This window comes from Mesoterricola sediminis (genome assembly GCF_030295425.1).
Classification (GTDB): Bacteria; Acidobacteriota; Holophagae; order Holophagales; family Holophagaceae; genus Mesoterricola; species Mesoterricola sediminis.
Window position 1 is genome coordinate 4,214,929 of the sequence record NZ_AP027081.1, and the last position, 18,980, is coordinate 4,233,908.

Here is an 18,980-nt window from a genome sequence, read left to right on the forward strand (position 1 = left end):
GCCCGGCGGGCCTGGTCGAGGTCCAGGTAGGCCAGGGCGAAGACCGTGCGGGCCGCCCTGTCGGTGAAGGTCCGGGCCACCCCGAGGCCGGGCAGGTCCACGGCCGCGGCGCCGACCTGCACGTCCTCCCACACCTGGCGCCCGCTCGCTCCGGCCCCCCGGGGTTCCACCAGCCGGGTCGCCACCCGGGTCTCCCCCCGCACCGTCGCCCCCAGCCGGGCCACCACATTGAAGCGGGCGCGGTCCGAGGCCTGGGCGATGGCCCGCCCTTCCTGGTCGCCCAGCTCCGCCGTGCCCAGGGCATAGATCCGCCCCGGCGCCTCGGGGAGGGACTCCACCCAGGCGGGCCGGGGCGGGGCCGGCGCTTGAAGAAGGCAAAGGAGGGCGAAGGGGGCGACGTGCGGGTCCACCCCCTCCAGGTTGGTCCGGATCGCCTACTTCGCCAGGATCTGGCGGATGGCCGCCACCACCTGGTCCTGGTCGTCCTCCGTGAGGCCCGGCCACAGGGGCAGGCTCATGAGGCGCTCCCCGCTCCACTCCGTGTGGGGCAGGCCGTCCTTGGGCAGCGCGCCGGGATGGGCGGCGTAGAAGTCGCGGTAGAAGGAATGGACGTGGGCGGGGCGGTAGTGGATGCCCGTGCCGATGTTCTCGTCCTTCAGGCGGGCCACGAAGGCGTCGCGGTCCATGCCGGCCTTCTCGGGCCGGATGCGGAGCACGAACAGGTGGAAGCAGTGCGCGTGGACGTCGTCCCCGGGCGAGGGGAGGACGACCTCGGGCAGGTCGGCCAGGAGCTCCAGGTAGCGCCGGAAGAGCACGCCGCGCCGGGCGTTGAACCCGTCGAGCTTCTTGATCTGGTGCAGGCCCATGGCGGCCTGGATGTCCATGAAGTTGGCCTTGCGGGAGGGCTCGGTGACGTCGAAGTGGGGGCTGCCCTCCTTGGCGAACCGCTTCCAGGCGTCCCGCTCGATGCCGTGGAAGCGCAGGCGCTTGATGCGCGGCTCGTGCGCGGCGTCGTGGAAGGCGATGGCGCCGCCCTCCCCCGTGGTCATGTTCTTGTTGGGGTGGAAGCTGTAGACGGAGAAGACCGAGCGCGGGTCCGCGCCGATCTTCCGGCCGCGGTAGGAGGCCCCCATGGCCTGGGCGGCGTCCTCCACGACCCAGAGGCCGTGCCGCTCCGCGATGGCCCAGATCTCGTCCATCGGGCAGGGCAGGCCCGTGAGGTGGACCGGGATGATCCCCTTGGTCCGGGGGGTGATGGCCGCCTCCAGGCCCCGGGGGTCCAGGTTGAGGGTGACCGGGTCGATGTCGACGAGGACGGGAATGCCGCCCTGGAGGATGATGGTGCTCAGGGTGGAGACCCAGGTGAGGGCCGTGGTGATCACCTCGTCCCCGGGCTGGATGCCCAGGCACTGCATGGTGATCTCCTGGGCCGTGGTCGCGCTGTTCATGGCCAGGACGTGGGGGATCCCGTTGTACGCCTGGAGGGCCTCCTCGAACTTCGCGGCCTTGGGGCCCGTCGTGAGCCAGCCGCTCTCGATCGAATCGATGATCTCGGCGATCTCCTCCTGGCCGACCATGGGGCGGGTGAAGGGCAGGAACGCCTCGCGGCGCTTGTAGGTCATGGTTCCTCCGGTTCCTTGCGTGTTCAGCGGCAGGCCTGCAGCGTGTTGGCCATCAGGCCCGCGCGGGTGAGGAGGCCGACCCCTCCGGGCACGGGGGTGATGGCCCCGGCCACCAGGGCCGCCTCGGCGTAGCGGACGTCGCCGCACAGGACGCCGCCCTTCGCCTTGAGGGTCGCGAGCCGGGCGGGATCGGCCGCGAAGATGCGCTCCCCGAGGGCCACGTCCTCGACGCGGTTGATCCCCACGTCGATGACCACGGCCCCGGGCTTGACCCAGCTCCCCTCCACCATCCCCGGGCGCCCCACGGCGGCCACCAGGATGTCGGCCTCGCGGCAGAGCCCGGGCAGGTCCCGGGTCCGGCTGTGGGCGATGGTGACGGTGGCGTGGGCCTCCAGGAGCATGAGGGCCATGGGCTTGCCCACGATCTCGCTGCGGCCCAGGACGACGGCGCGGGTGCCCTTGGGATCGATGCCGTGGGCCTTGAGCAGGCTCATGCATGCCGAGGGGGTGCAGGGGCGCAGCCCGGGGAGGCCCTCCAGGAGCAGGCCCTGGTTCACGGGATGGAAGCCGTCCACGTCCTTGGCCGGATCGAGGAGGTGCAGGACCCGCTTGGCGTCCAGGCCAGCGGGCAGCGGGAGCTGGACGAGGATGCCGTCCACGGCGGGGTCGGTGTTGAGGGTGCGGACCAGGGCCTCCAGGTCCGCCTGGGGGGTCTCGGCCGGCAGCCGGTGCTCCACGGACCGGATCCCGGTCCGGGCGCAGTCCGCCACCTTCCCCCTGACGTAGACATGGCTGGCGGGATCCTCCCCCACCAGCACCACCGCGAGACACGGGGGGCGGTGCCCCCGGGCGATCCGGTCGGCGACGCCCGCGGCCACCTCCGCGAGCATGCGTTCCGCATGGGCCTTGCCGTCCAGGATGAGGGTCATGGTCGCGTCTCCGTCACCCCCCCATGTTCCCACAAGCTCCTCCCCGCCAGGAGGCCTGGATGGTTTGGAATTCAAGGATTATTTCCTTGTTTATAGGACCAAAGGGCGATAATCTTTCCTGCTGAATTCGGCCTGGATCTTCCGGGCTCAAGGGCAATCGGTGGAATACCGGCCGCTGCACCCGGAGCTTGAAAGAGACGTGTCGGGTGGGTCCGTCCCGCCTCCCCCAGCCTTTCCCCCGGTACCCCATGGATCTCAAGAAGCTCAAGGAACCCATCGAACGCCAGCTCGGCCTGCTGGGCTTCGAGCTGGTCTGCCTCGAGACCGCCCGCGAGGGCCGGGACGAGGTGCTCCGCCTCTACATCGATCACCTGGACGGCGCCCGTCCCATCACCCTGGACGACTGCGTCGCCGCCAACGACGGCCTCGTGGCCTGGCTCGACGTGGAGTTCCCCAGCCTGCGCGAGGCCTTCGGCCTCGAGATCAGCAGCCCCGGCCTGGAGCGTCCCCTGGTGAAGCCCGCCCACTACCGCCGGTTCATGGGCCGCCTCTGCCGCATCCAGACCCTGGCCCCCCTCGCGGGCCAGAAGCGGTTCAAGGGCTGGATCCAGGCCGTGGCCGACGAGGCCGTGACCGTGGAGGAGGACGGCGTCCTGAAGACCATCCCCCTGGACCAGGTCCAGAAAGCGCGTCTGGCGCCCTTCGACGAGGAGAAGGCGCCGAAACCCCGGCATGCGCCGGAACAACCCCTGGATGCCGGCGTAGAGAAAAGCGCCGGCGAGGAGACAGCATGGCACTCGTAGCTACCAGCTTTTTCGACAGCGTGAAGATGATCGCGGCCGAAAAGGGGATCCCCGAAGAGGAGGTCTTCAAGGCCGTCGAGGAGTCCCTCGTCAAGGCCGCGGAGAAGTACTTCCAGGGCTTCGACTTCTACGGCAACTTCCAGGCCCAGATGGACCGCGAGACCGGCGAGTTCCACGTCTACGCCCTCAAGCAGGTCGTCCCCGTCGTCGAGGAGGAGGACCTGGAGATCAGCCTCGAGGAGGCCCAGGCCCTCAATCCCGACGCCGCCGAGGGCGACACCCTCTGGCTCCCCCAGGACACCTCCCAGCTCGGGCGCATCGCGGCCCAGGCCGCCAAGCAGGTCCTGGTCCAGAAGGTCCGCGAGGCCGAGCGGGACCGGATCTTCACCGACTTCGCCGACCGCATCGGCGAGGTGGTGGTCGGCGAGGTGAAGCGCTTCGAGAAGAGCGCCATCATCCTCGAGGTCGACCGGGTCGAGGCCATGCTGCGCCGCAGCGAGGCCCTCCGCGGCGACCGCTTCGACAAGGGCCAGCGCATCAAGGTCGTCATCTCCGCGGTGGACAAGTCCGCCAAGGATCCCCAGGTCCAGGTGAGCCGCACCGATCCGCGGCTGCTGATCAAGCTCTTCGACCAGGAGGTCCCCGAGATCCACGACGGCACCGTCGTCATCCGCTCCTGCGTCCGCGAGGCCGGGGACCGGGCCAAGGTCGCGGTCCACAGCCTGGATCCCGACGTCGATCCCGTGGGCGCCTGCGTGGGCCTCAAGGGGAGCCGCGTCCAGGCCATCATCCGCGAGCTCAAGAACGAGAAGATCGACATCGTCCGCTACGACGACGACAACAGCCGCTACATCGCCAACGCCCTCAACCCGGCCAAGGCCCTCCGCGTCACCGTCACCGACCCCGAGCACCGCCGGGTGGAGGTCGTGGTCGACGACGAGCAGCTGAGCATCGCCATCGGCAAACGGGGCCAGAACGTCCGCCTTGCCGCTAAGTTGACCGGCTGGAACATCGACGTCCGCTCCGAGGCCGAGAAGCGCAAGGACACCGAGGCGGCCATGGGCCAGGCCCTGGCCGCCCCCGCCTTCACCGAGGAGGTCCGGCCCCAGAGCCGCCTGCTCGAGGAGCTGGGTCCCATCGAGGGACTCACCGAGGAGCTCGTCGAAAACCTCGCCAACGCTGGCCATCTGGACGCCAAATCCCTGTACACTGTGACGGTAGAGCAACTGCTCGCCATCGAAGGGATGGACCAGGATCTCGCCATCCGACTCATCGACGCCGTGCACGACCGGTTCGGAGAGTAGCCCAGGGGTCCGCCCCCCGCGCCCCTTCCGTCCCTTCCACCTATCGAGGTATGCCCCTTCATGCTGCGCATCAACCAGTTAGCCAAAGAGCTTGGCGTAAGCAACCACGAGGTCATCGAGGCCCTCGAGAAGCGCCTGAACATCCAGGGCAAGAGCCACAGCTCCAACCTGACCGATGACCAGGTGTCCTCGCTGCGGCGCGTCATGACGGGCAAGGGCGGCTCCGAGGAGCCCGCGGCCCCCAAGCCGGTGCCTCCCCCCGTGCGCATCGTGAAGCCGGCCCAGGCCCCCGCGGCCGCCGTGCCGCCTCCGCCCCCGGCCCCGCCGGTCCTCATCAAGAAGGCCGAACCCGCCCCCGCGCCGGTTCCGCCTCCGCCTGCTCCGGCCCCCGTGGCCCAGGAGCCCACCGCCCCGGCGCCGGCTCAGGCCGAACCCGTGGCCAAGGAGCCCGTAGTGCCGGCCCCCGCCCCCGCCGCCCCGGTGGTCAAGGAACCCGCCCCGGCCGCGCCCGTGGTAGCTCGCCAGTCCGAGCCCACTCCCGCCCCCCGGCCAGCGCAGCCCGCGCCCACCCGACCCGCGCCCACCCAGGCGCCCGCCCGTCAGGTCCCCGCCCAGCCCGAGTTCTCCCGCCTGCGGGTCTCCCAGGCCCCGGCCCCGGCCCCCAAGGCCCAGGAACCGGCCCGCTACATCCAGCTGCCCCAGCCCGCCGCCGCCAAGGTCCGCCCCGAAGCCGGGGCCCGGCCCGTCATCCAGCGGCCCGGCCAGCAGCCCCAGGTCCAGCGCTCCGGCCAGCCCCAGCCCGAGAAGACGGTGCTCCCCATGGCCTCCAACACCGGCAAGGGGGAGGTCCGCCACGAGCCGGCCCAGCCGCAGCAGCCCGCCCGCCGTCCCTTCATTCCGCCCAGCATCACCGAGCTGAGGCCCGACACGGGCTTCACCCGGATCAAGATGTCGGACACCCCGGCGCCGGCCCCCAAGCCCCAGGAGCCCGCCCGCTACATCCAGCTGCCCCAGGCCCGTCCGGCCGGCGGTCAGCGTCCCGGCCCCGGCTCCCGTCCCGGCGGCCCCGGTCGGCCTGGCGGCCCCGGCGGTCCCCGTCCCGGCGGTCCTGGCGGCCCCCGCGCCGGCGGTCCCGGCCGTCCCGGCGGCCCCGGCCGTCCTGGCGGTCCCGGCCGGCCCGGCGGCCCTGGCCGCGGCCCGAGCCTGCCCACCACCACCTCCATCGATCCCAACGCCCAGAAGGGCCCCGGCCGCGGCGGCCACTTCACCGGCAAGAAGAAGGACGACAAGCGCTCCAAGGCCGAGAAGGTCGCCGAGGAGCTGGAGCTGAAGCTCCGGCAGCCCCGCAGCCGCGCCCAGCAGATCGCCACGGAGTACGTGGCCGACGAGATCGGCATCGTGATGCTCTCCGAGGGCGTGACGGTGAAGGAGCTCGCCGAGAAGTGCAACCGCCCCGCCAAGGACGTGGTCGCCAAGCTCCTGCACCGGGGCGTCTTCGCCACCATCAACCAGCCCCTGGACACGGAGCTGGCCAAGGAAATCGCCCGTGAGTTCGGCTACCTGGCCGACATCGTCTCCTTCGAAGAGGACGTCCAGCTGGCGGCTGAAGAAGCGAGCGAGGTCCAGGGCGAGAAGCTCCGCCGTCCGCCCGTGGTCACCATCATGGGCCACGTCGACCACGGCAAGACCTCCCTCCTGGACGCCGTCCGCACCAGCAAGATCGCCGCGGGCGAGGCCGGCGGCATCACCCAGGCCATCGGCGCCTACCACGTGGACGTCCACGACGGCGAGGGCAAGGAGCGCCAGGTGGTGTTCATCGACACGCCGGGCCACGAGGCCTTCACCAAGATGCGCGCCCGGGGCGCCAAGGTCACCGACATCGTCATCCTCGTGGTGGCGGCGGACGACGGCGTGATGCCCCAGACCATCGAGGCCATCAACCACACCAAGGCCGCCGACGTGCCCATGGTCGTGGCCGTCAACAAGATCGACAAGCCCGGCGCGAACCCCGACAAGGTCGAGCAGATGCTCCTCCAGTACGGCGTCCAGACCGAGGCCTACGGCGGCGAGGTCCCCTGCGTCCACGTCAGCGCCAAGACCAAGCAGGGCCTCGACCTCCTGCTCGAGACCCTCCTGCTCGTGGCCGACCTCAAGGACCTGAAGGCGGTCTACGACTGCGCCGCCGCCGGCAGCATCCTGGAGGCCCGGCTCGACCGGGGCCGCGGTCCCGTGGCCACCGTCCTCGTGCAGCAGGGCACCCTGCGCGCCGGGGAGACCTTCGTCGCCGGCGCCACCATGGGCCGCGTCCGCGCCATGTTCAACGACCGGGGCGACAAGGTCGAGGAGGCCACCCCCTCCATGGCCGTCCAGATCCTCGGCTTCGAGGCCGTCCCCGTCTCGGGCGACAACCTCCAGGTCGTCGAGGACGAGTCCAAGGCCCGCACCATCGTCAGCTTCCGGCAGGAGAAGGCCAAGGCCGCCGCGCAGCTCAAGCAGCGCGTCACCCTGGAGAACCTCTTCAGCACCCTCAAGGAAGGCCAGATCAAGGAACTGCCCCTCATCATCAAGGCCGACACCTCGGGCTCCGTCGAGTCCCTCGTGGGCAGCCTCGAGCGCCTCTCCACGGAGAAGGTGCGGGTGCGGATCATCCACGCCGCCGCCGGCACCGTCACCGAGAACGACGTGCTCCTGGCCGAGGCCTCCAAGGCGACCATCATCGCCTTCTCGGTCAAGGCCGAGCGCAAGACGGAGGAGCTGGCCCAGGAAGAGGGCGTGGACATCCGGTTCCACGAGATCATCTACAAGGTCACCGAGGAGATCACGGCGGCCATGATGGGCCTGCTGGACGCCGAGGAGCGCGAGACCATCCAGGGCGCCGCCGAAGTCCGGCAGATCTTCAAGGTCGGCAAGTCGGTCATCGCCGGCAGCTTCGTCACCGAGGGCAAGGTCCAGAAGGCCTTCAGGGTCCGCGTCAAGCGCGGCACCGACGTCCTCTGGGAAGGCAGCCTGAAGACCCTCAAGCGCTTCAAGGACGAGGTCTCGGAGGTCAAGAACGGCCTGGACTGCGGCATCGACCTGGACGGCTTCACGGGCCTGAAGGAAGGCGACATCCTGGAGTTCTTCACCCGGGAGAAGGTGGCCGCCACCAGCCTTTCCTGATTCCGGTGAACCTGGCCGCCCCTGGGCGCATACTCTGGTAAGGTCCAAGCATGCACGGTCGTCAAAGGGGTTTCTCGCTTCTCGAACTGCTCACGGTGATGACCATCATGGCCATCCTGGCCACGGTGGGCATCGTCGGGTACCGGCGCCACACCAGAGCGACCAAGGAGGCGGTCCTCAAGGAGGACCTCTTCCAGCTCAACCACTGCCTGGAGCAATTCCGGGCGGACAAGGGCAAGTACCCCACCTCCATCTCGGCGCTGCGGGACCAGGGCTACATCCGGGACATCCCGGTGGACCCCATGACCCAGTCCAAGGACACCTGGGTGACGGAGTTCGAATCCCCCGACCCCGACAGTCCCGACGCCGAAGTGGGCATCTTCCGGATCCGGAGCGGCTCCACCGACGTCGGTGAGAACCAGATCCCCTACAACGAGTGGTGACCATGCGCAAACTCGCCCGGTTCGACGCCCTGGCTGCTGCCTGCCTGCTTCTCTGGGTCGGCATGGTCCTGGGCTTCGCCTTCCTTGTCGCCCCCCTGCTCTTCTCCACCCTCCCGAGCCGGGACGTGGCCGGGGCCATTGCTGGTCGCGTGGTCAATCGGCTGGACATCGCCGCCTGGGTGGCCTTCGGCGCCGCCCTGATCCTGGCCCTGTTCCCCCGCTGGCTCCAGGAGGTGCGGGAGGACGCCCCGGTCGGTCCCCAGCGCCTGTGGGCCGCCGCCCTCCTGGTGGCCCTCCTCATGACCTTCACCAGCCAATGGATCGTCACCGCGAGCCTCGGCCGCACCCGCGCGCGCATGGCCGCGCCCGTGGAGACCCTGCCCCAGGATCACCCTGATCGCATCGCCTACCAGAAGGCCCATGCCATCAGCCGGCAGCTGATGTTCATCCGCCTCCTCCTCGCCCTGGGCCTGGCCGCCGGGGTCGCGGCCCTCCCCCGCAGGGCCGATCAGGAGCCTGGCCGCTAAAGGCGGTAGCTCGAATCACCGGAACGATCGTGTCCCGTTCCTTCGGAACGGCAAGGGTAAGTAAAGAACCCGTACGCCGAGTGCGCCGGGACACCGAGTTGCGCTGAGCCGGCTTCGCGATCCACCGCGCCGACCCATTCCGCCCAGGCCCTGGCCCGCTGCCGCGGGCCGCGATGCTGCGCATCGCTCGGCTGGGGGCTCCGGGCCTTCCGCATGCACGCCTGTGGGTGCCCTGCGCCCCCAGCCTTGGACGGGCCTGGGCTCAGCCGGCTCGGTAAACCTCGGTTTCGGGCACACACGCCGACCTGCTGGAAGTCCACCTGGACATCACCTTCGAGGGGCTTCTGATTCCCGACTCCTACCTGCTCGATCCCATGATCGATGACCCGGGGATCGTGGAAGCCAAGGAGGTGGGACGGCTTCTCAACGTCTGGGCCTGCCCGTTGAACCTTGCGCTCCGCCGTGAGGCTGGCCTTTCGCCACCGCCGGACGGGGTTGTAACCCACCTGGAGCTGGTCGGCGGCGGGTCGAACCTCAAACCCAGGCCCGTCCAAGGCTGGGGGCGCAGGGCACCCGCAGGCGTGCCTGCGGAAGGCCCGGAGCCCCCAGCCGAGCGATGCGCAGCATCGCGGCCCGCAGGAGCGGGCCAGGGCCTGGGCGGTATGGGTCGGCGTGCTGAACCGCGAAGCCGACTCCGCGTGACTCCGCATCTCGGCGCACTCGGTGTACGGGTTGTTTACTTACCCTTGCCGTTACGAAGGAACGGGACCCGATCGTTCCGGTGATTCGATCGACCTCCAGGACTAGAGCCGGAAGCGGCCCACGACGGTCTTGAGGCCCTCGGCCACCTGGGAGAGGTCCTCGGCGGTGCGGGCGACCTCCTTCACGGCGGTGGCCATCTGCTGGGCGGCGGCGGCGTTCTGGTCCAGCTGGAGGGTGGTGGCGTCCATCAGGCGGCCCACGGCCTGGCTGGTGCCCGCCTGCTCCTGGCTGAGCCCGCCGATGCCCTGGATGCGCGTGGCGATCTCCGAAATGCGCCGGCGGATGGCCTCCAGGTGGGCGAGGGTGGTGCGGACGGAGGTGTCCCCGCTCGCCACCGCGTCCTCGGTCACGCGAATGATGCCCTCGATCTCCCGGGCGCTCTGGGCGCTGCGCTCGGCCAGCTTGCGCACCTCCTCGGCCACCACGGCGAAGCCCTTGCCCGCGGCCCCGGCCTTGGCGGCCTCGATGGCGGCGTTGAGGGAGAGGAGGTTGGTCTGGCGGGCGATGCCCTGGATGGCCTGGACGGCGCTGACGATGCGGGTGGTGGCGTCCTGGATGGCCCGCATGCCCTCGGAGGTGCCCCGGCCTTCCTGGGCGCCCTTGTCCGTGTCCGCCACGGCCGCGTCGGCCTCGGCGCCCGTGTGGCGGGATTCGCCGGCCATGCGCTCCACGTTGGCGTCCAGGCGCCGCAGGGCCTCCTGGACGCCGCGGCCGGAGGCCTTGAGGTCCAGGCTCGTGCCCGCCACCTCGGCCACGGTCCGGCTCATCTCCTCCGCGCTCGCGGCCAGCTGGACGCTGCCGGAGGCCACCTCCTGGGAGGCCTGCCGTACCTGCTGAAGCGCGCCGCTGAGCTGCTCGGCCATGGCATTGAAGGACCCGGCCAGCTGGCCGATCTCGTCCCGGCTGGCCACCTCGGCCCGGGCCCGCAGGTCCCCCTGGGCCATGCGGCCGAAGGACTCCGACAGCCCGCCCAGGGGCCGGAGCACATGGCGCTTCACGGACGTGGTCACCAGGAGGCTCACCACGGCCAGCAGGGCCAGGCCCGCCCCCGTGGCCACGAGGCGGGTGCGGCGCACGCCGCGCTGCAGTTCCTCGGTGGAGACGGACACCCCGAACAGGCCCACCATGTCGCCGAGCTTCCGGTCCTTGTACGTGTCCAGGCCCACGGCGGTGTGGCAGAGGACGCACTCCTCCTTCAGGCGCGCCGGGGCCAGCACGTACTTGAACTCCTCACCCTTCTCCCCCCGGTACTCGCCGGAGAAGGCGTCCAGCGCGGGATTGCCGTGGAAGGCGTCCAGCGCCGCCCGCTCCACCTGGCCCGTGGGGCCCTGGCTGAGCCGGGACGGGTCGACCCGGTGGTAGGTCATGCCCCGCGCGGCGCAGTACTGCTCCGCGCTCTGGTGGAACATGTTGCGGGAGGCCACCGAGAGCGTCGTGAGGTTGTCGGCGAAGGCCGCTTCCAGGAGACCCTCCTCCCGGGCGCTCACCACCCAGATCACCGCCACGATCACGGCGGCCAGGACGGCCCCGACGGAAAGGAAGATCTTGAAAGCGAGCTTCTGCCTGTTCATCAGCCACTCCCGCACGCCATGCTACACCAGCCGGACAAACGGTATGCCGAATTTGAACCAGGACCCGCTAGATCTCCCAAGGCTCCAGCTCCCGGGGGCGGGGCGGGCCCGGGACCAGTTCGAGGAGCCATTCCCGGACCTCCTCCAGCCCCTCGCGGGTGAGGGCGCAGGCCTGGACGGCCCCGGGATGGGCGCGCTTCAGGTCCAGGCGCCGGGGACGGGTCACCCGGTCCACCTGGTTGAGGACCAGGAGGCGGGGGTGGTCCCCGCAGCCGATCTCCTTGAGGGTGGACCCGACCACCTTGAGATGGTCCTCCAGCTCGGGGCTGGACGCGTCGGCGACCACCAGGAGCGCGTCGGCGGTGCGGACCTCGCCCAGGGTGGAGCGGAACGCGGCCACGAGCTGGTGGGGCAGCTTGCGGATGAAGCCGACGGTGTCCGACACGAGGGCGTGCCTGGGCTCGTGGGTCTCCTCGTCCACGCCGAGCCAGGCCTTCCGGGTCGTCGTGTCCAGGGTCGCGAAGAGCAGGTTCCGGGGCTCCCCCTCGCCGGTGAGGGCCTTGAGCAGGCTGGTCTTGCCCGCGTTGGTGTAGCCCACCAGGGCGATCCGGGGCACCTTGGGGCTCCGCCCCTGCCCCTGGGTCCGCCGCACCCGCTGCAGGTGCTCCAGCTCCCGCTTGAGCTGGCTGATCCGGAGGCGGGTCATGCGCCGGTCCACCTCGATCTGGGTCTCGCCCGCGCCGCCGCGGACGCCGACGCCGCCCACCTGGCGCTCCAGGTGGGTCCAGGCCCCCTTCAGGCGGGGCAGCTCGTATTCGTACCGGGCCAGCTCCACCTGGGCCCTGGCCTCCCGGGTCTGGGCCCGGCGCTCGAAAATGGCGAGGATGAGGCCGGTCCGGTCCAGGCAGGTGAAGCCCGTGGCCTTCTCGAGGTTCCGGACCTGGCTCCCGGAGAGCTCGTTGTCGCAGAGGAGGAGGGTGGCCCCCAGGTTCCGGGCCTTCGCGGCGACGGCCTCGATCTGGCCCTTGCCGTAGAAGGTCCGGGAGTCGATCGTCGCCCGCTTGAGGCGCTCCCGCCCCGCGGGCTCGAGGTCGCAGGCCCGGGCCAGCTCCTCCAGCTCGGTCAGGTGCACTTCGATATCATGGTCATGATCCTGGGGCCCCTGGTGGGCGATCAGGTAACATCGAGCGGGCAGTTCCGGCATAGGCAACGAGGTTACCATCAATTGTCGGGTCCGCCGGAGTCCATGGACCCATCCGGGCTTCCGGTGCATCATGAAGCAAACCCAGAGGTGATATGGCCCTTTTCGGCTTCGGGAAGGACAAGAAGGACGGCGGGAACGGGCAGGAGCTCGTCCTGGCCTACCTGGAGGACGCCCAGCGCGTGCGGGCCCCCTTCATCCTCGCCGGCCCCCGCAAGACGGAGACCCCCGCCATCCTCCAGTCCCTCGACGAGGGCGCGGGCACGGTCACCTTCCAGATCACGGGCCCCCTCATGGCCGACAAGGGCCAGACCATCGAGCTCACCTTCATCCAGGAGAGCCTGCGCGTGGGGGGCAGCGCCCGCCTCCTGGAGAGCCGCCCCGGGGTCGCCGTGCTGGAACTGCCGGACACCCTGGACCTGGCCGAGCGCCGGAAGCACCCCCGGGCCCGCCTGAACCCCAAGGAGGGCGCCACGCTCACGGCCCTCACGGGCCTCTTCGAAGGCGTTGGCATCACGGGCGTCCTGGAGAACATCTCCGAGGGCGGCGCCCGGGTGCGCGTCGAGAAGGCCATGAGCATCAAGGGGGAGAAGAAGCTGCCCCTGGCCACCGGCCTCGTCCCCGTGGGCCAGCCGTTCATGCTCATCAAGCTGAACAAGGTGCCCAAGTGCCCGCCGGTGCTGGAACTCGAAGGCACGGCGGTGTACCTGGACCTCGGTTCGAGCGGCCTCACCCTGGGCATCAAGTTCGGCAAGGTCCGCTCCGACGTGGCGTCGTCCATCCGGAACCTCGTCTCCTCGCGGGCCTCGGCCATCCCCTCCTCCCTGCCGCCCAAGACCCGCCGCCGGCCGGAAGCCTCCGGAGGCGGCCTGGACGACGAGCCCCTGGTCCCCCTCTCCCGCGGCGCCAGCCGGTCCGAGCCGGAGCCTCGGCCCACCCCCGCCAAGGCCGCCCCCGCCCCGCCCCCGCCGGCCGCACCTCCGCCGGCCCCGGATCCGGCCCCGGAGGCCTCCGCCGCCGAGGCCGAGGCCGCCCAGCAGGCCGGGCGGAGCGAAACCCTCCTCCGCCTCAAGAAGCGGAGCCGCGCCGTCGTGGCCCTGAGCCGGTCCGCCGCCTTCAACGAGATCCTGAAGGGCTTCCTGGAGGAGGACGGGTTCGGCCGGGTGCTGACCACCACCTTCCCCGAGGAGGTCGTCGAGCTCCTGCGGCAGCCCAACCTGGGCGTGCTCTTCCTGGACGGGAACATGTCCGTGATGGAGTCCCTGGAATTCGTCCAGAAGCTGCGGGGGGCCTTCCACGAGCTGCCGCCCATCGTGCTGGCCGCGGAGGACATCTCCACGGCCATCGTCCTCGCGGCCCGGAGGAACGGCGTGAACCAGATGATCGTCCGGCCCTACGCCCTGGACGCCGCCTTCTCCTCGGTGCTCACCGAGCAGATGGCGCTCAAATAGGACCCGCCATGAAGCTGAACGTCCGGTCCGCCCTGGCGGCCCTCGCCGTGTCCCTGGGCCTGGGCGCCCAGGAGACGCCCCACCCCAACCGTCTGGCCTGGCTGTCGATCCTGCCCGAACCCCTGCCCGAGGGGACCACCCAGTTCGCCCTGGAGGGCAGCAACCAGTTCCTCCGCCCCGACCGGCGGGACACCGCCGACGGCCGGACCCACGCGTACCTCCAGGGCGAGGACTGGAGCCTCGTCTCGGACCTGGCCTGCGCCCTCGGCCCCGGGCGGTTCAACCTGCGGACCCGGGTGACCTACCGGTCCTCGGGCATCGCGAGCCGGGCCATCATGAACTGGCACGACCTCCTGGGCGTCGAGCAGGGCGGCCGGGACCAGGCACCCACCTTCGACGATGTCTACCACCTGGACCGCGACGGCGTGACCGTCTTCGACCTGCGCAAGCCGCGCCTGCAGATCCAGGGCGTGGACGCGGCCTGGGTGCTCCCCTTCGGGACGGGCGCCAACGGCGGCCGCGCCGGGGCCAGCCTCCAGATCCCCACCGGCCACCTGGACACCCTCCAGAGCAGCGGCGGCCTGGGCTTCCTCGCGGGCCTGGCGGGTTGGCGCACCCTCGGCCCCATCCGGGTGTGGGCCCAGGCGGAGCAGGCCTGGATGGACCTGCCGGAGCACAGCCCCCTCAAGGCCGTCATCAGCCGCCGGCACGTCTTCCGGGCCTACGCCGGCGCCAGCTTCGAGGGACCGGGCGGGTCCCTCCTCCGGGGCCTGGGCCTGGACCTGTCCTGGGCCTATGCCGAGACCCCCTACCGCACCGGCCTCGTCCGCATCGACAAGTACGGCCTCCAGCAGACCTGGGTCTTCCGGCACCGCAACCTGCCCCGCTGGCGCTTCGGATTCACCGAGAAGGGCGGGACCTTCACCAACCCGGAGATCACCGGCTTCGTCGTCTTCCGGCCCTGATCCGGAACCGGTTGCAGATTTCATTGAATGGTTTATAATTTCTCCTGACAAGACACGCGGCCCAGGGGCCGCCGGGAGGACGCATGGACCAGGCGCAGCAGCCGGGAAGACAGTGGAAGCGGCTCGCCCTGCGCCGGGCCCGCTTCTCGCCGGATCAGCCCTTCTTCAAGCTGAGTCCTCATCCCATCCTCATCTTCGACGAGGAGACCCTCCAGATCGTCGAGGTCAACCCCGCGGCCGAGGCCCATTACGGCTACCCGCGGGAGACCTTCAAATCCATGACCATGCTGGATATCCGGCCGCCGGAAGACATCCCCCGCCTCCTGGCCTACACGGCGGACGCCCGGGGATCCTCCCAGGCCCATGCCGCCCTGTGGCGCCACCGCAAGAGTGATGGACAAATCATATATGTCCACATTTCCAATCACCCCCTCCGCCTGGGCGGGCGCCGCTGCCGGGTGACCTTCATCGCCGACATCACCGAGCGGCTTCGCATGTCGGAGCGCCTGATCCGTGTGCGGGAGGACCAGGACTGGCAGATTTCCCTGCGCACCGCTGAACTCCGGGAATCAGAGCACCAGCTGCGGCGGACGGTCCGGATCCTCCGCCTCACCCAGGAGATCAACCAGACGCTCCAGTCGGCCCAGGATCCGGAGGAACTGCTGGCTTCGGCCTGCCGGCTTCTCACCGAGGAGGGGGGGTACACCCTGGCCTGGGTGGGCTACCGCGATGGGAACGCCGAGGGCGACGTCCGCCTTGTGGCGAAGGCCGGCCCGGACATGGCCTACCTGGACACCCTCCGGGTCCGGTGGGCGGACGAACCCCAGGGCCAGGGCCCCACCGGCATCGCCATCCGCACCGGCAAGGCCGCCGTGGCCCGGGACATCCGCACGGATCCGCGCATGGGCCCCTGGCGGGAGGAGGCGCGGCGCACGGGGTTCGGCTCCTCCATCGCCCTGCCCCTGAAGGCCGGCGGGCACACCTTCGGCGCCCTCACCCTGTACGCGCGTCAGCCCGACGCCTTCTGCCTGGATGAGCAGCGCCTCCTGGCCTCCCTGGCGGACACCCTGGCCTTTGGCGTCACCGCCCTCCTGGACCGGGCGGAACGGGCCCGGGTGGAGGAGGAGGCGCGCCGCCTGGCCGGGGTGGTGGGCCAGGCCGCCTCCGTCCTCCTGCCGTCCCCGGAGGAACGCCATCCGGCCGGCCCGCCCTCACTCCTGGACACCATCCGCCGTGCCTACGAGCAGGCCATCGCGATGCGCGGGCGCCTCCGGCTGGTCTGAGCCCGGAGGCTGCCGTTGCTCCTGCCCGGCTCGACCAGGCCTCCCGGCCGAGGCCGGGGTGAAGGTGCTGGACAGGGGCCTACGCGTTGATCGCCCGGCCCTGGACGGCGCGGGCCGCCTCGGGAATCGCCTCGTTGAGGGTGGGGTGCGGATACATGGTGTTGATGAGCTCCTCCACCGTGTACTCGCCGCCCAGGAGGGCGAGGCTGGAGGCCACCAGTTCCGTCGCCTTGGGGCCGATGATGTGGATGCCGAGGATCTCGCCGTACTTGCGGTCGGCCACGATCTTCACGAAGCCGTGGGGCTCGCCCACGATGTTCGCCTTGGCCAGGGGCATGAAGGGGAAGGATCCGGTCTGGACGTCGTGGCCCCGCTCCTTCGCGGCGGCCTCGGAGAGGCCGATGCAGCCCACTTCGGGGTCGCAGTAGGTGACGCTGGGGACCCGGTCGTAGTTGATGGGATGGGGATGGACGTCCTTCCCGAGGCTCCGGGCGGCGTGCTCGGCGGCGACGATGCCCTCGTCGGAGGCCACGTGGGCCAGCATGGGGGTGCGGACGATGTCGCCGATGGCGTAGAGGCCCGGCTCCGCCGTGGCCATGAACGCGTCCACGCCCACGAAGCCCTTCTCGACGACGGCCCTGGTCGCCTCGAGGCCCACCCCGGCGGTGACGGGCCCGCGGCCGACGGCCACGAGGAGGTGGGAGCCCTCCACGACCCCGCCCTTCTCGCCTTCCAGGTGGCAGACGACCTTGTCGTCGAGGCGCTCCACGGAGGCGATCTTCGTCTTCACCCGGATGTCCATCTTGTGGCGCTTGGCGAGGATCTTCGCCAGTTCCTCGCCCACGGCCGCGTCCTCGATGGGCAGGAGGCGGTCCATGAGCTCGACGAGGGTCACCTTGGAGCCGAGGCGCGCGAAGACGGAGGCGAACTCGACGCCGATGGCGCCGGCGCCCAGGATCACCAGGTGGCTGGGCAGCTCCGTCATGTCCAGGAGGTGGTCGCTGTTCAGGACGCGCTTGCCGTCGGCCTCGAGGCCGGGCAGCTCGCGGGGCACGGACCCGGTGGCGAGGATGATCCGCTTCGCCTCGTGGACTTCGCCGGCGACGTCCACCTTGCCGCCGCCCAGGAGCTTGCCGAAGCCCTTGAGGACGGAGATCTTGTTCTTCTTCATGAGGAACTCGACGCCCTTGCCGTTCTTCGTCACGATGCGGTTCTTGCGCTTGACGATGGTGGCGAGGTCCGCCTTCAGCGCGGACACGTCCACGCCCGCGATGCCGTAGTCCCCGAGGTCGGACATCTGCTCGAACCGGTGGGCGGTCTCGAGCCAGGTCTTCGCCGGAATGCAGCCGCGCCAGAGGCAGGTGCCGCCGAGGCCGGAATCCTTCTCCACGATGGCCGTGGAGAGGCCGAGCTGGGCGCCGCGGATGGCCGCGACATAGCCGCCGGGTCCGGAACCGATGACGATGAGGTCGAATTGAGCCATGGGAAACTCCTGGTGCACGGGCTGTGAAAGACCAGCCCCCATGTTCCCATCCTTCCCTATCCTTTGGCCACCAATGCTTTCACCGCGGTCCAGGCCTCGTCTCTGAGGACCTCCAGGTCCGGATGTTCGGAGGGGTGGATGGGGGCGCCGACGTGGATGCGGAAGGTCCCCGGCTTCACCCTCAGGCTGCCGGCCGGAAGCATCTCGAAGCCCCCCGTGAGGCCGATGGGGACCAGCGGAACCCCGGCATCGAGGGCCAGGTTGAAGATCCCCTTCTTGAACGGCAGCAGCTGGCCGTCCCGGGTGCGCGTCCCCTCCGGGAAGGCCGCGATGGTGGCGCCGCCGCGGATGCGCTCAGCGGCGCGCTTGAGGGACGCGATGGCCTTCGGGCGGTTCCGGCGGTTGATGAAGATGACCCCGCCCATCCAGCAGGCCACGCCCAGCACGGGGATGAAGAGCATCTCGACCTTCGCGAGGAAGGTGGGGCGGTTGGGCAGGTAGCAGGTGAGCATCATGGCGTCGAGGTACGACGTATGGTTGGCGATGTAGATCACCGGCTGGCGCCCGTCCAGGATCTCCGGAGGCAGGTTCTCCAGCCCCTCGATCTCGTGCTCGACCCCCCAGATGCGGCTCATGTGCCGGAAGTAGGCCTCCCCGATGTGCCACATCGCCTTGCGGCGCCCCATGAAGGGCGCCAGCACGTAGCCCCACGTGGTGAACACGAAGAGCATGAAGAAGGCGTAGAGGAGCGTCAGGAACGGCTTGACCACCGGCTCCCGGCTCATTCGGCGACCACCTCGGCGCTCTTGATGCGCACGGGGTACTCGGGGACGTTCTGCATCCCCTTGCGGATCACCGTGGTGACCTTCGCGATCTTGTCGACGGCCTCCATGCCGGAGACGACGCGGCCGAAGGCGCAGTAGCCGTAGCCGGCGTCGGAGCGGTCCTTGTGGTCGAGGGCGGGGTTGTCGACGACGTTGATGAAGAACTGGGAGGTGGCCGAGCCCGGCGCGTCGGTGCGGGCCATGGCGATGGTCCCGCGGACGTTCCGGAGGCCGCCCGCGCTGGTCTCGGCCGCCTCGTTGCGGATCGAGGCCCGGCCCGGCTTCTCCTGGAGGTCCTTGTCCAGGCCGCCGCCCTGGATCATGAAGTCGGGGATGACCCGGTGGAAGATGGTGCCTGCGTAGAAGCCGGAGCGCACGTACGCGAGGAAGTTGGCCACCGTCTCCGGCGCGAGGGCGGGCTCCAGCTCGACCTCCACCGGGCCGTAGCTGGTGACGAGCCGCACCCGGGGCTTCGCCTTCGGGGTCTCCGCCTTCGGAGCCTCCGCCTTCGGGGCCTCCGGGACGGGGGCCTGCGCGGCGGCGGGAACGGGCCAGAGGGCGAAGGCGAGGATGGCGGCGAGGACGGCTTTCATGACAACTCCCGGGGCCCATTCTAAGTGATTTATTTCTCAAGAATGTCAGGGAAGGCGCCG

Annotated in this window: 15 protein-coding genes; 8 read left to right on the plus strand and 7 right to left on the minus strand. The window is 70.4% G+C overall.

Features of this window, described 5'->3' with window-relative positions; translation table 11 throughout:
* Window positions 1-434: 434 nt before the first annotated feature.
* Both R2J75_RS18310 and folD read right to left on the minus strand, forming a co-directional pair.
* A complete protein-coding gene (locus R2J75_RS18310) occupies window positions 435-1,622 on the minus strand; it encodes a DegT/DnrJ/EryC1/StrS family aminotransferase (RefSeq protein ID WP_243332677.1) in 1,188 nt (395 codons plus the stop codon).
* 23 nt (window positions 1,623-1,645) lie between these two features.
* Window positions 1,646-2,551: a bifunctional methylenetetrahydrofolate dehydrogenase/methenyltetrahydrofolate cyclohydrolase FolD gene (folD, locus tag R2J75_RS18315; RefSeq protein ID WP_316410756.1), complete on the minus strand. Its 906-nt coding sequence runs from the start codon at window positions 2,549-2,551 to the stop codon at window positions 1,646-1,648.
* Window positions 2,552-2,799: 248 nt separating this feature from the next.
* Between folD and R2J75_RS18320 the strand changes: the two genes are divergently transcribed.
* Genes R2J75_RS18320 through R2J75_RS18340 form a run of 5 tightly spaced genes read left to right on the plus strand, consistent with a single transcriptional unit; the run spans window position 2,800 to window position 8,787 of the window.
* Window positions 2,800-3,354, plus strand: coding sequence for a ribosome maturation factor RimP (locus R2J75_RS18320; RefSeq protein WP_243332674.1), 555 nt, complete (start codon window positions 2,800-2,802; stop codon window positions 3,352-3,354).
* Window positions 3,342-4,658 carry a transcription termination factor NusA gene (gene nusA, locus R2J75_RS18325; RefSeq protein WP_243332672.1) on the plus strand — a complete coding sequence of 439 codons (1,317 nt, stop codon included), beginning with the start codon at window positions 3,342-3,344 and terminating at the stop codon, window positions 4,656-4,658. Before R2J75_RS18320 ends, nusA begins: the two co-directional genes overlap by 13 nt.
* A 60-nt stretch (window positions 4,659-4,718) precedes the next feature.
* Window positions 4,719-7,817 carry a translation initiation factor IF-2 gene (infB, locus tag R2J75_RS18330; protein ID WP_243332670.1) on the plus strand — a complete coding sequence of 1,033 codons (3,099 nt, stop codon included), beginning with the start codon at window positions 4,719-4,721 and terminating at the stop codon, window positions 7,815-7,817.
* A 50-nt stretch (window positions 7,818-7,867) separates the two neighbouring features.
* Complete coding sequence (locus R2J75_RS18335) at window positions 7,868-8,260, plus strand: type IV pilin protein (protein ID WP_243332669.1); 393 nt, start codon at window positions 7,868-7,870, stop codon at window positions 8,258-8,260.
* A 2-nt stretch (window positions 8,261-8,262) separates the two neighbouring features.
* Window positions 8,263-8,787 (plus strand): DUF4149 domain-containing protein, encoded by a 525-nt coding sequence (locus R2J75_RS18340; RefSeq protein ID WP_316410757.1) that lies wholly within the window; start codon window positions 8,263-8,265, stop codon window positions 8,785-8,787.
* A gap of 803 nt (window positions 8,788-9,590) precedes the next feature.
* Here R2J75_RS18340 and R2J75_RS18345 read toward each other — a convergent pair.
* Window positions 9,591-11,120, minus strand: coding sequence for a methyl-accepting chemotaxis protein (locus R2J75_RS18345; protein WP_243332665.1), 1,530 nt, complete (start codon window positions 11,118-11,120; stop codon window positions 9,591-9,593).
* A gap of 67 nt (window positions 11,121-11,187) precedes the next feature.
* Window positions 11,188-12,396 (minus strand): GTPase HflX, encoded by a 1,209-nt coding sequence (hflX, locus tag R2J75_RS18350; RefSeq protein ID WP_316410759.1) that lies wholly within the window; start codon window positions 12,394-12,396, stop codon window positions 11,188-11,190.
* 20 nt (window positions 12,397-12,416) lie between these two features.
* On the opposite strand from hflX, the gene R2J75_RS18355 reads away from it, so the two are divergent.
* The 3 genes from R2J75_RS18355 to R2J75_RS18365 all read left to right on the plus strand — a co-directional run bounded on the left by R2J75_RS18355 (window position 12,417) and on the right by R2J75_RS18365 (window position 16,020).
* Window positions 12,417-13,772 carry a response regulator gene (locus tag R2J75_RS18355; RefSeq protein ID WP_243332662.1) on the plus strand — a complete coding sequence of 452 codons (1,356 nt, stop codon included), beginning with the start codon at window positions 12,417-12,419 and terminating at the stop codon, window positions 13,770-13,772.
* An 8-nt stretch (window positions 13,773-13,780) separates the two neighbouring features.
* Window positions 13,781-14,737 carry a DUF3187 family protein gene (locus tag R2J75_RS18360; RefSeq protein ID WP_243332660.1) on the plus strand — a complete coding sequence of 319 codons (957 nt, stop codon included), beginning with the start codon at window positions 13,781-13,783 and terminating at the stop codon, window positions 14,735-14,737.
* Between the two features lie 83 nt (window positions 14,738-14,820).
* Window positions 14,821-16,020 (plus strand): GAF domain-containing protein, encoded by a 1,200-nt coding sequence (locus R2J75_RS18365; protein WP_316410760.1) that lies wholly within the window; start codon window positions 14,821-14,823, stop codon window positions 16,018-16,020.
* 79 nt (window positions 16,021-16,099) lie between these two features.
* Here R2J75_RS18365 and lpdA read toward each other — a convergent pair whose 3' ends face one another.
* Genes lpdA through R2J75_RS18380 form a run of 3 tightly spaced genes read right to left on the minus strand, consistent with a single transcriptional unit; the run spans window position 16,100 to window position 18,920 of the window.
* Window positions 16,100-17,503 (minus strand): dihydrolipoyl dehydrogenase, encoded by a 1,404-nt coding sequence (lpdA, locus tag R2J75_RS18370; RefSeq protein ID WP_243332655.1) that lies wholly within the window; start codon window positions 17,501-17,503, stop codon window positions 16,100-16,102.
* Between the two features lie 56 nt (window positions 17,504-17,559).
* Entirely contained in the window at window positions 17,560-18,288 is a 729-nt protein-coding gene (locus R2J75_RS18375; RefSeq protein WP_243332653.1) for a lysophospholipid acyltransferase family protein, read from the minus strand.
* Window positions 18,285-18,920 carry a peptidylprolyl isomerase gene (locus tag R2J75_RS18380; protein WP_243346855.1) on the minus strand — a complete coding sequence of 212 codons (636 nt, stop codon included), beginning with the start codon at window positions 18,918-18,920 and terminating at the stop codon, window positions 18,285-18,287. Before R2J75_RS18380 ends, R2J75_RS18375 begins: the two co-directional genes overlap by 4 nt.
* Between the last annotated feature and the right edge of the window lie 60 nt (window positions 18,921-18,980).

Coding starts and splice junctions, on each gene's coding strand:
- nusA (WP_243332672.1), top strand. CDS start 3,342: ATGGCACTCGTAGCTACCAGCTTTTTCGACAGCGTGAAGATGATCGCG.
- infB (WP_243332670.1), top strand. CDS start 4,719: ATGCTGCGCATCAACCAGTTAGCCAAAGAGCTTGGCGTAAGCAACCAC.
- R2J75_RS18355 (WP_243332662.1), top strand. CDS start 12,417: ATGGCCCTTTTCGGCTTCGGGAAGGACAAGAAGGACGGCGGGAACGGG.
- R2J75_RS18320 (WP_243332674.1), top strand. CDS start 2,800: ATGGATCTCAAGAAGCTCAAGGAACCCATCGAACGCCAGCTCGGCCTG.
- R2J75_RS18360 (WP_243332660.1), top strand. CDS start 13,781: ATGAAGCTGAACGTCCGGTCCGCCCTGGCGGCCCTCGCCGTGTCCCTG.
- R2J75_RS18375 (WP_243332653.1), bottom strand. CDS start 18,288: ATGAGCCGGGAGCCGGTGGTCAAGCCGTTCCTGACGCTCCTCTACGCC.
- R2J75_RS18335 (WP_243332669.1), top strand. CDS start 7,868: ATGCACGGTCGTCAAAGGGGTTTCTCGCTTCTCGAACTGCTCACGGTG.
- R2J75_RS18345 (WP_243332665.1), bottom strand. CDS start 11,120: ATGAACAGGCAGAAGCTCGCTTTCAAGATCTTCCTTTCCGTCGGGGCC.
- R2J75_RS18340 (WP_316410757.1), top strand. CDS start 8,263: ATGCGCAAACTCGCCCGGTTCGACGCCCTGGCTGCTGCCTGCCTGCTT.
- R2J75_RS18365 (WP_316410760.1), top strand. CDS start 14,821: ATGGACCAGGCGCAGCAGCCGGGAAGACAGTGGAAGCGGCTCGCCCTG.
- R2J75_RS18380 (WP_243346855.1), bottom strand. CDS start 18,920: ATGAAAGCCGTCCTCGCCGCCATCCTCGCCTTCGCCCTCTGGCCCGTT.
- folD (WP_316410756.1), bottom strand. CDS start 2,551: ATGACCCTCATCCTGGACGGCAAGGCCCATGCGGAACGCATGCTCGCG.
- hflX (WP_316410759.1), bottom strand. CDS start 12,396: ATGATGCACCGGAAGCCCGGATGGGTCCATGGACTCCGGCGGACCCGA.
- R2J75_RS18310 (WP_243332677.1), bottom strand. CDS start 1,622: ATGACCTACAAGCGCCGCGAGGCGTTCCTGCCCTTCACCCGCCCCATG.
- lpdA (WP_243332655.1), bottom strand. CDS start 17,503: ATGGCTCAATTCGACCTCATCGTCATCGGTTCCGGACCCGGCGGCTAT.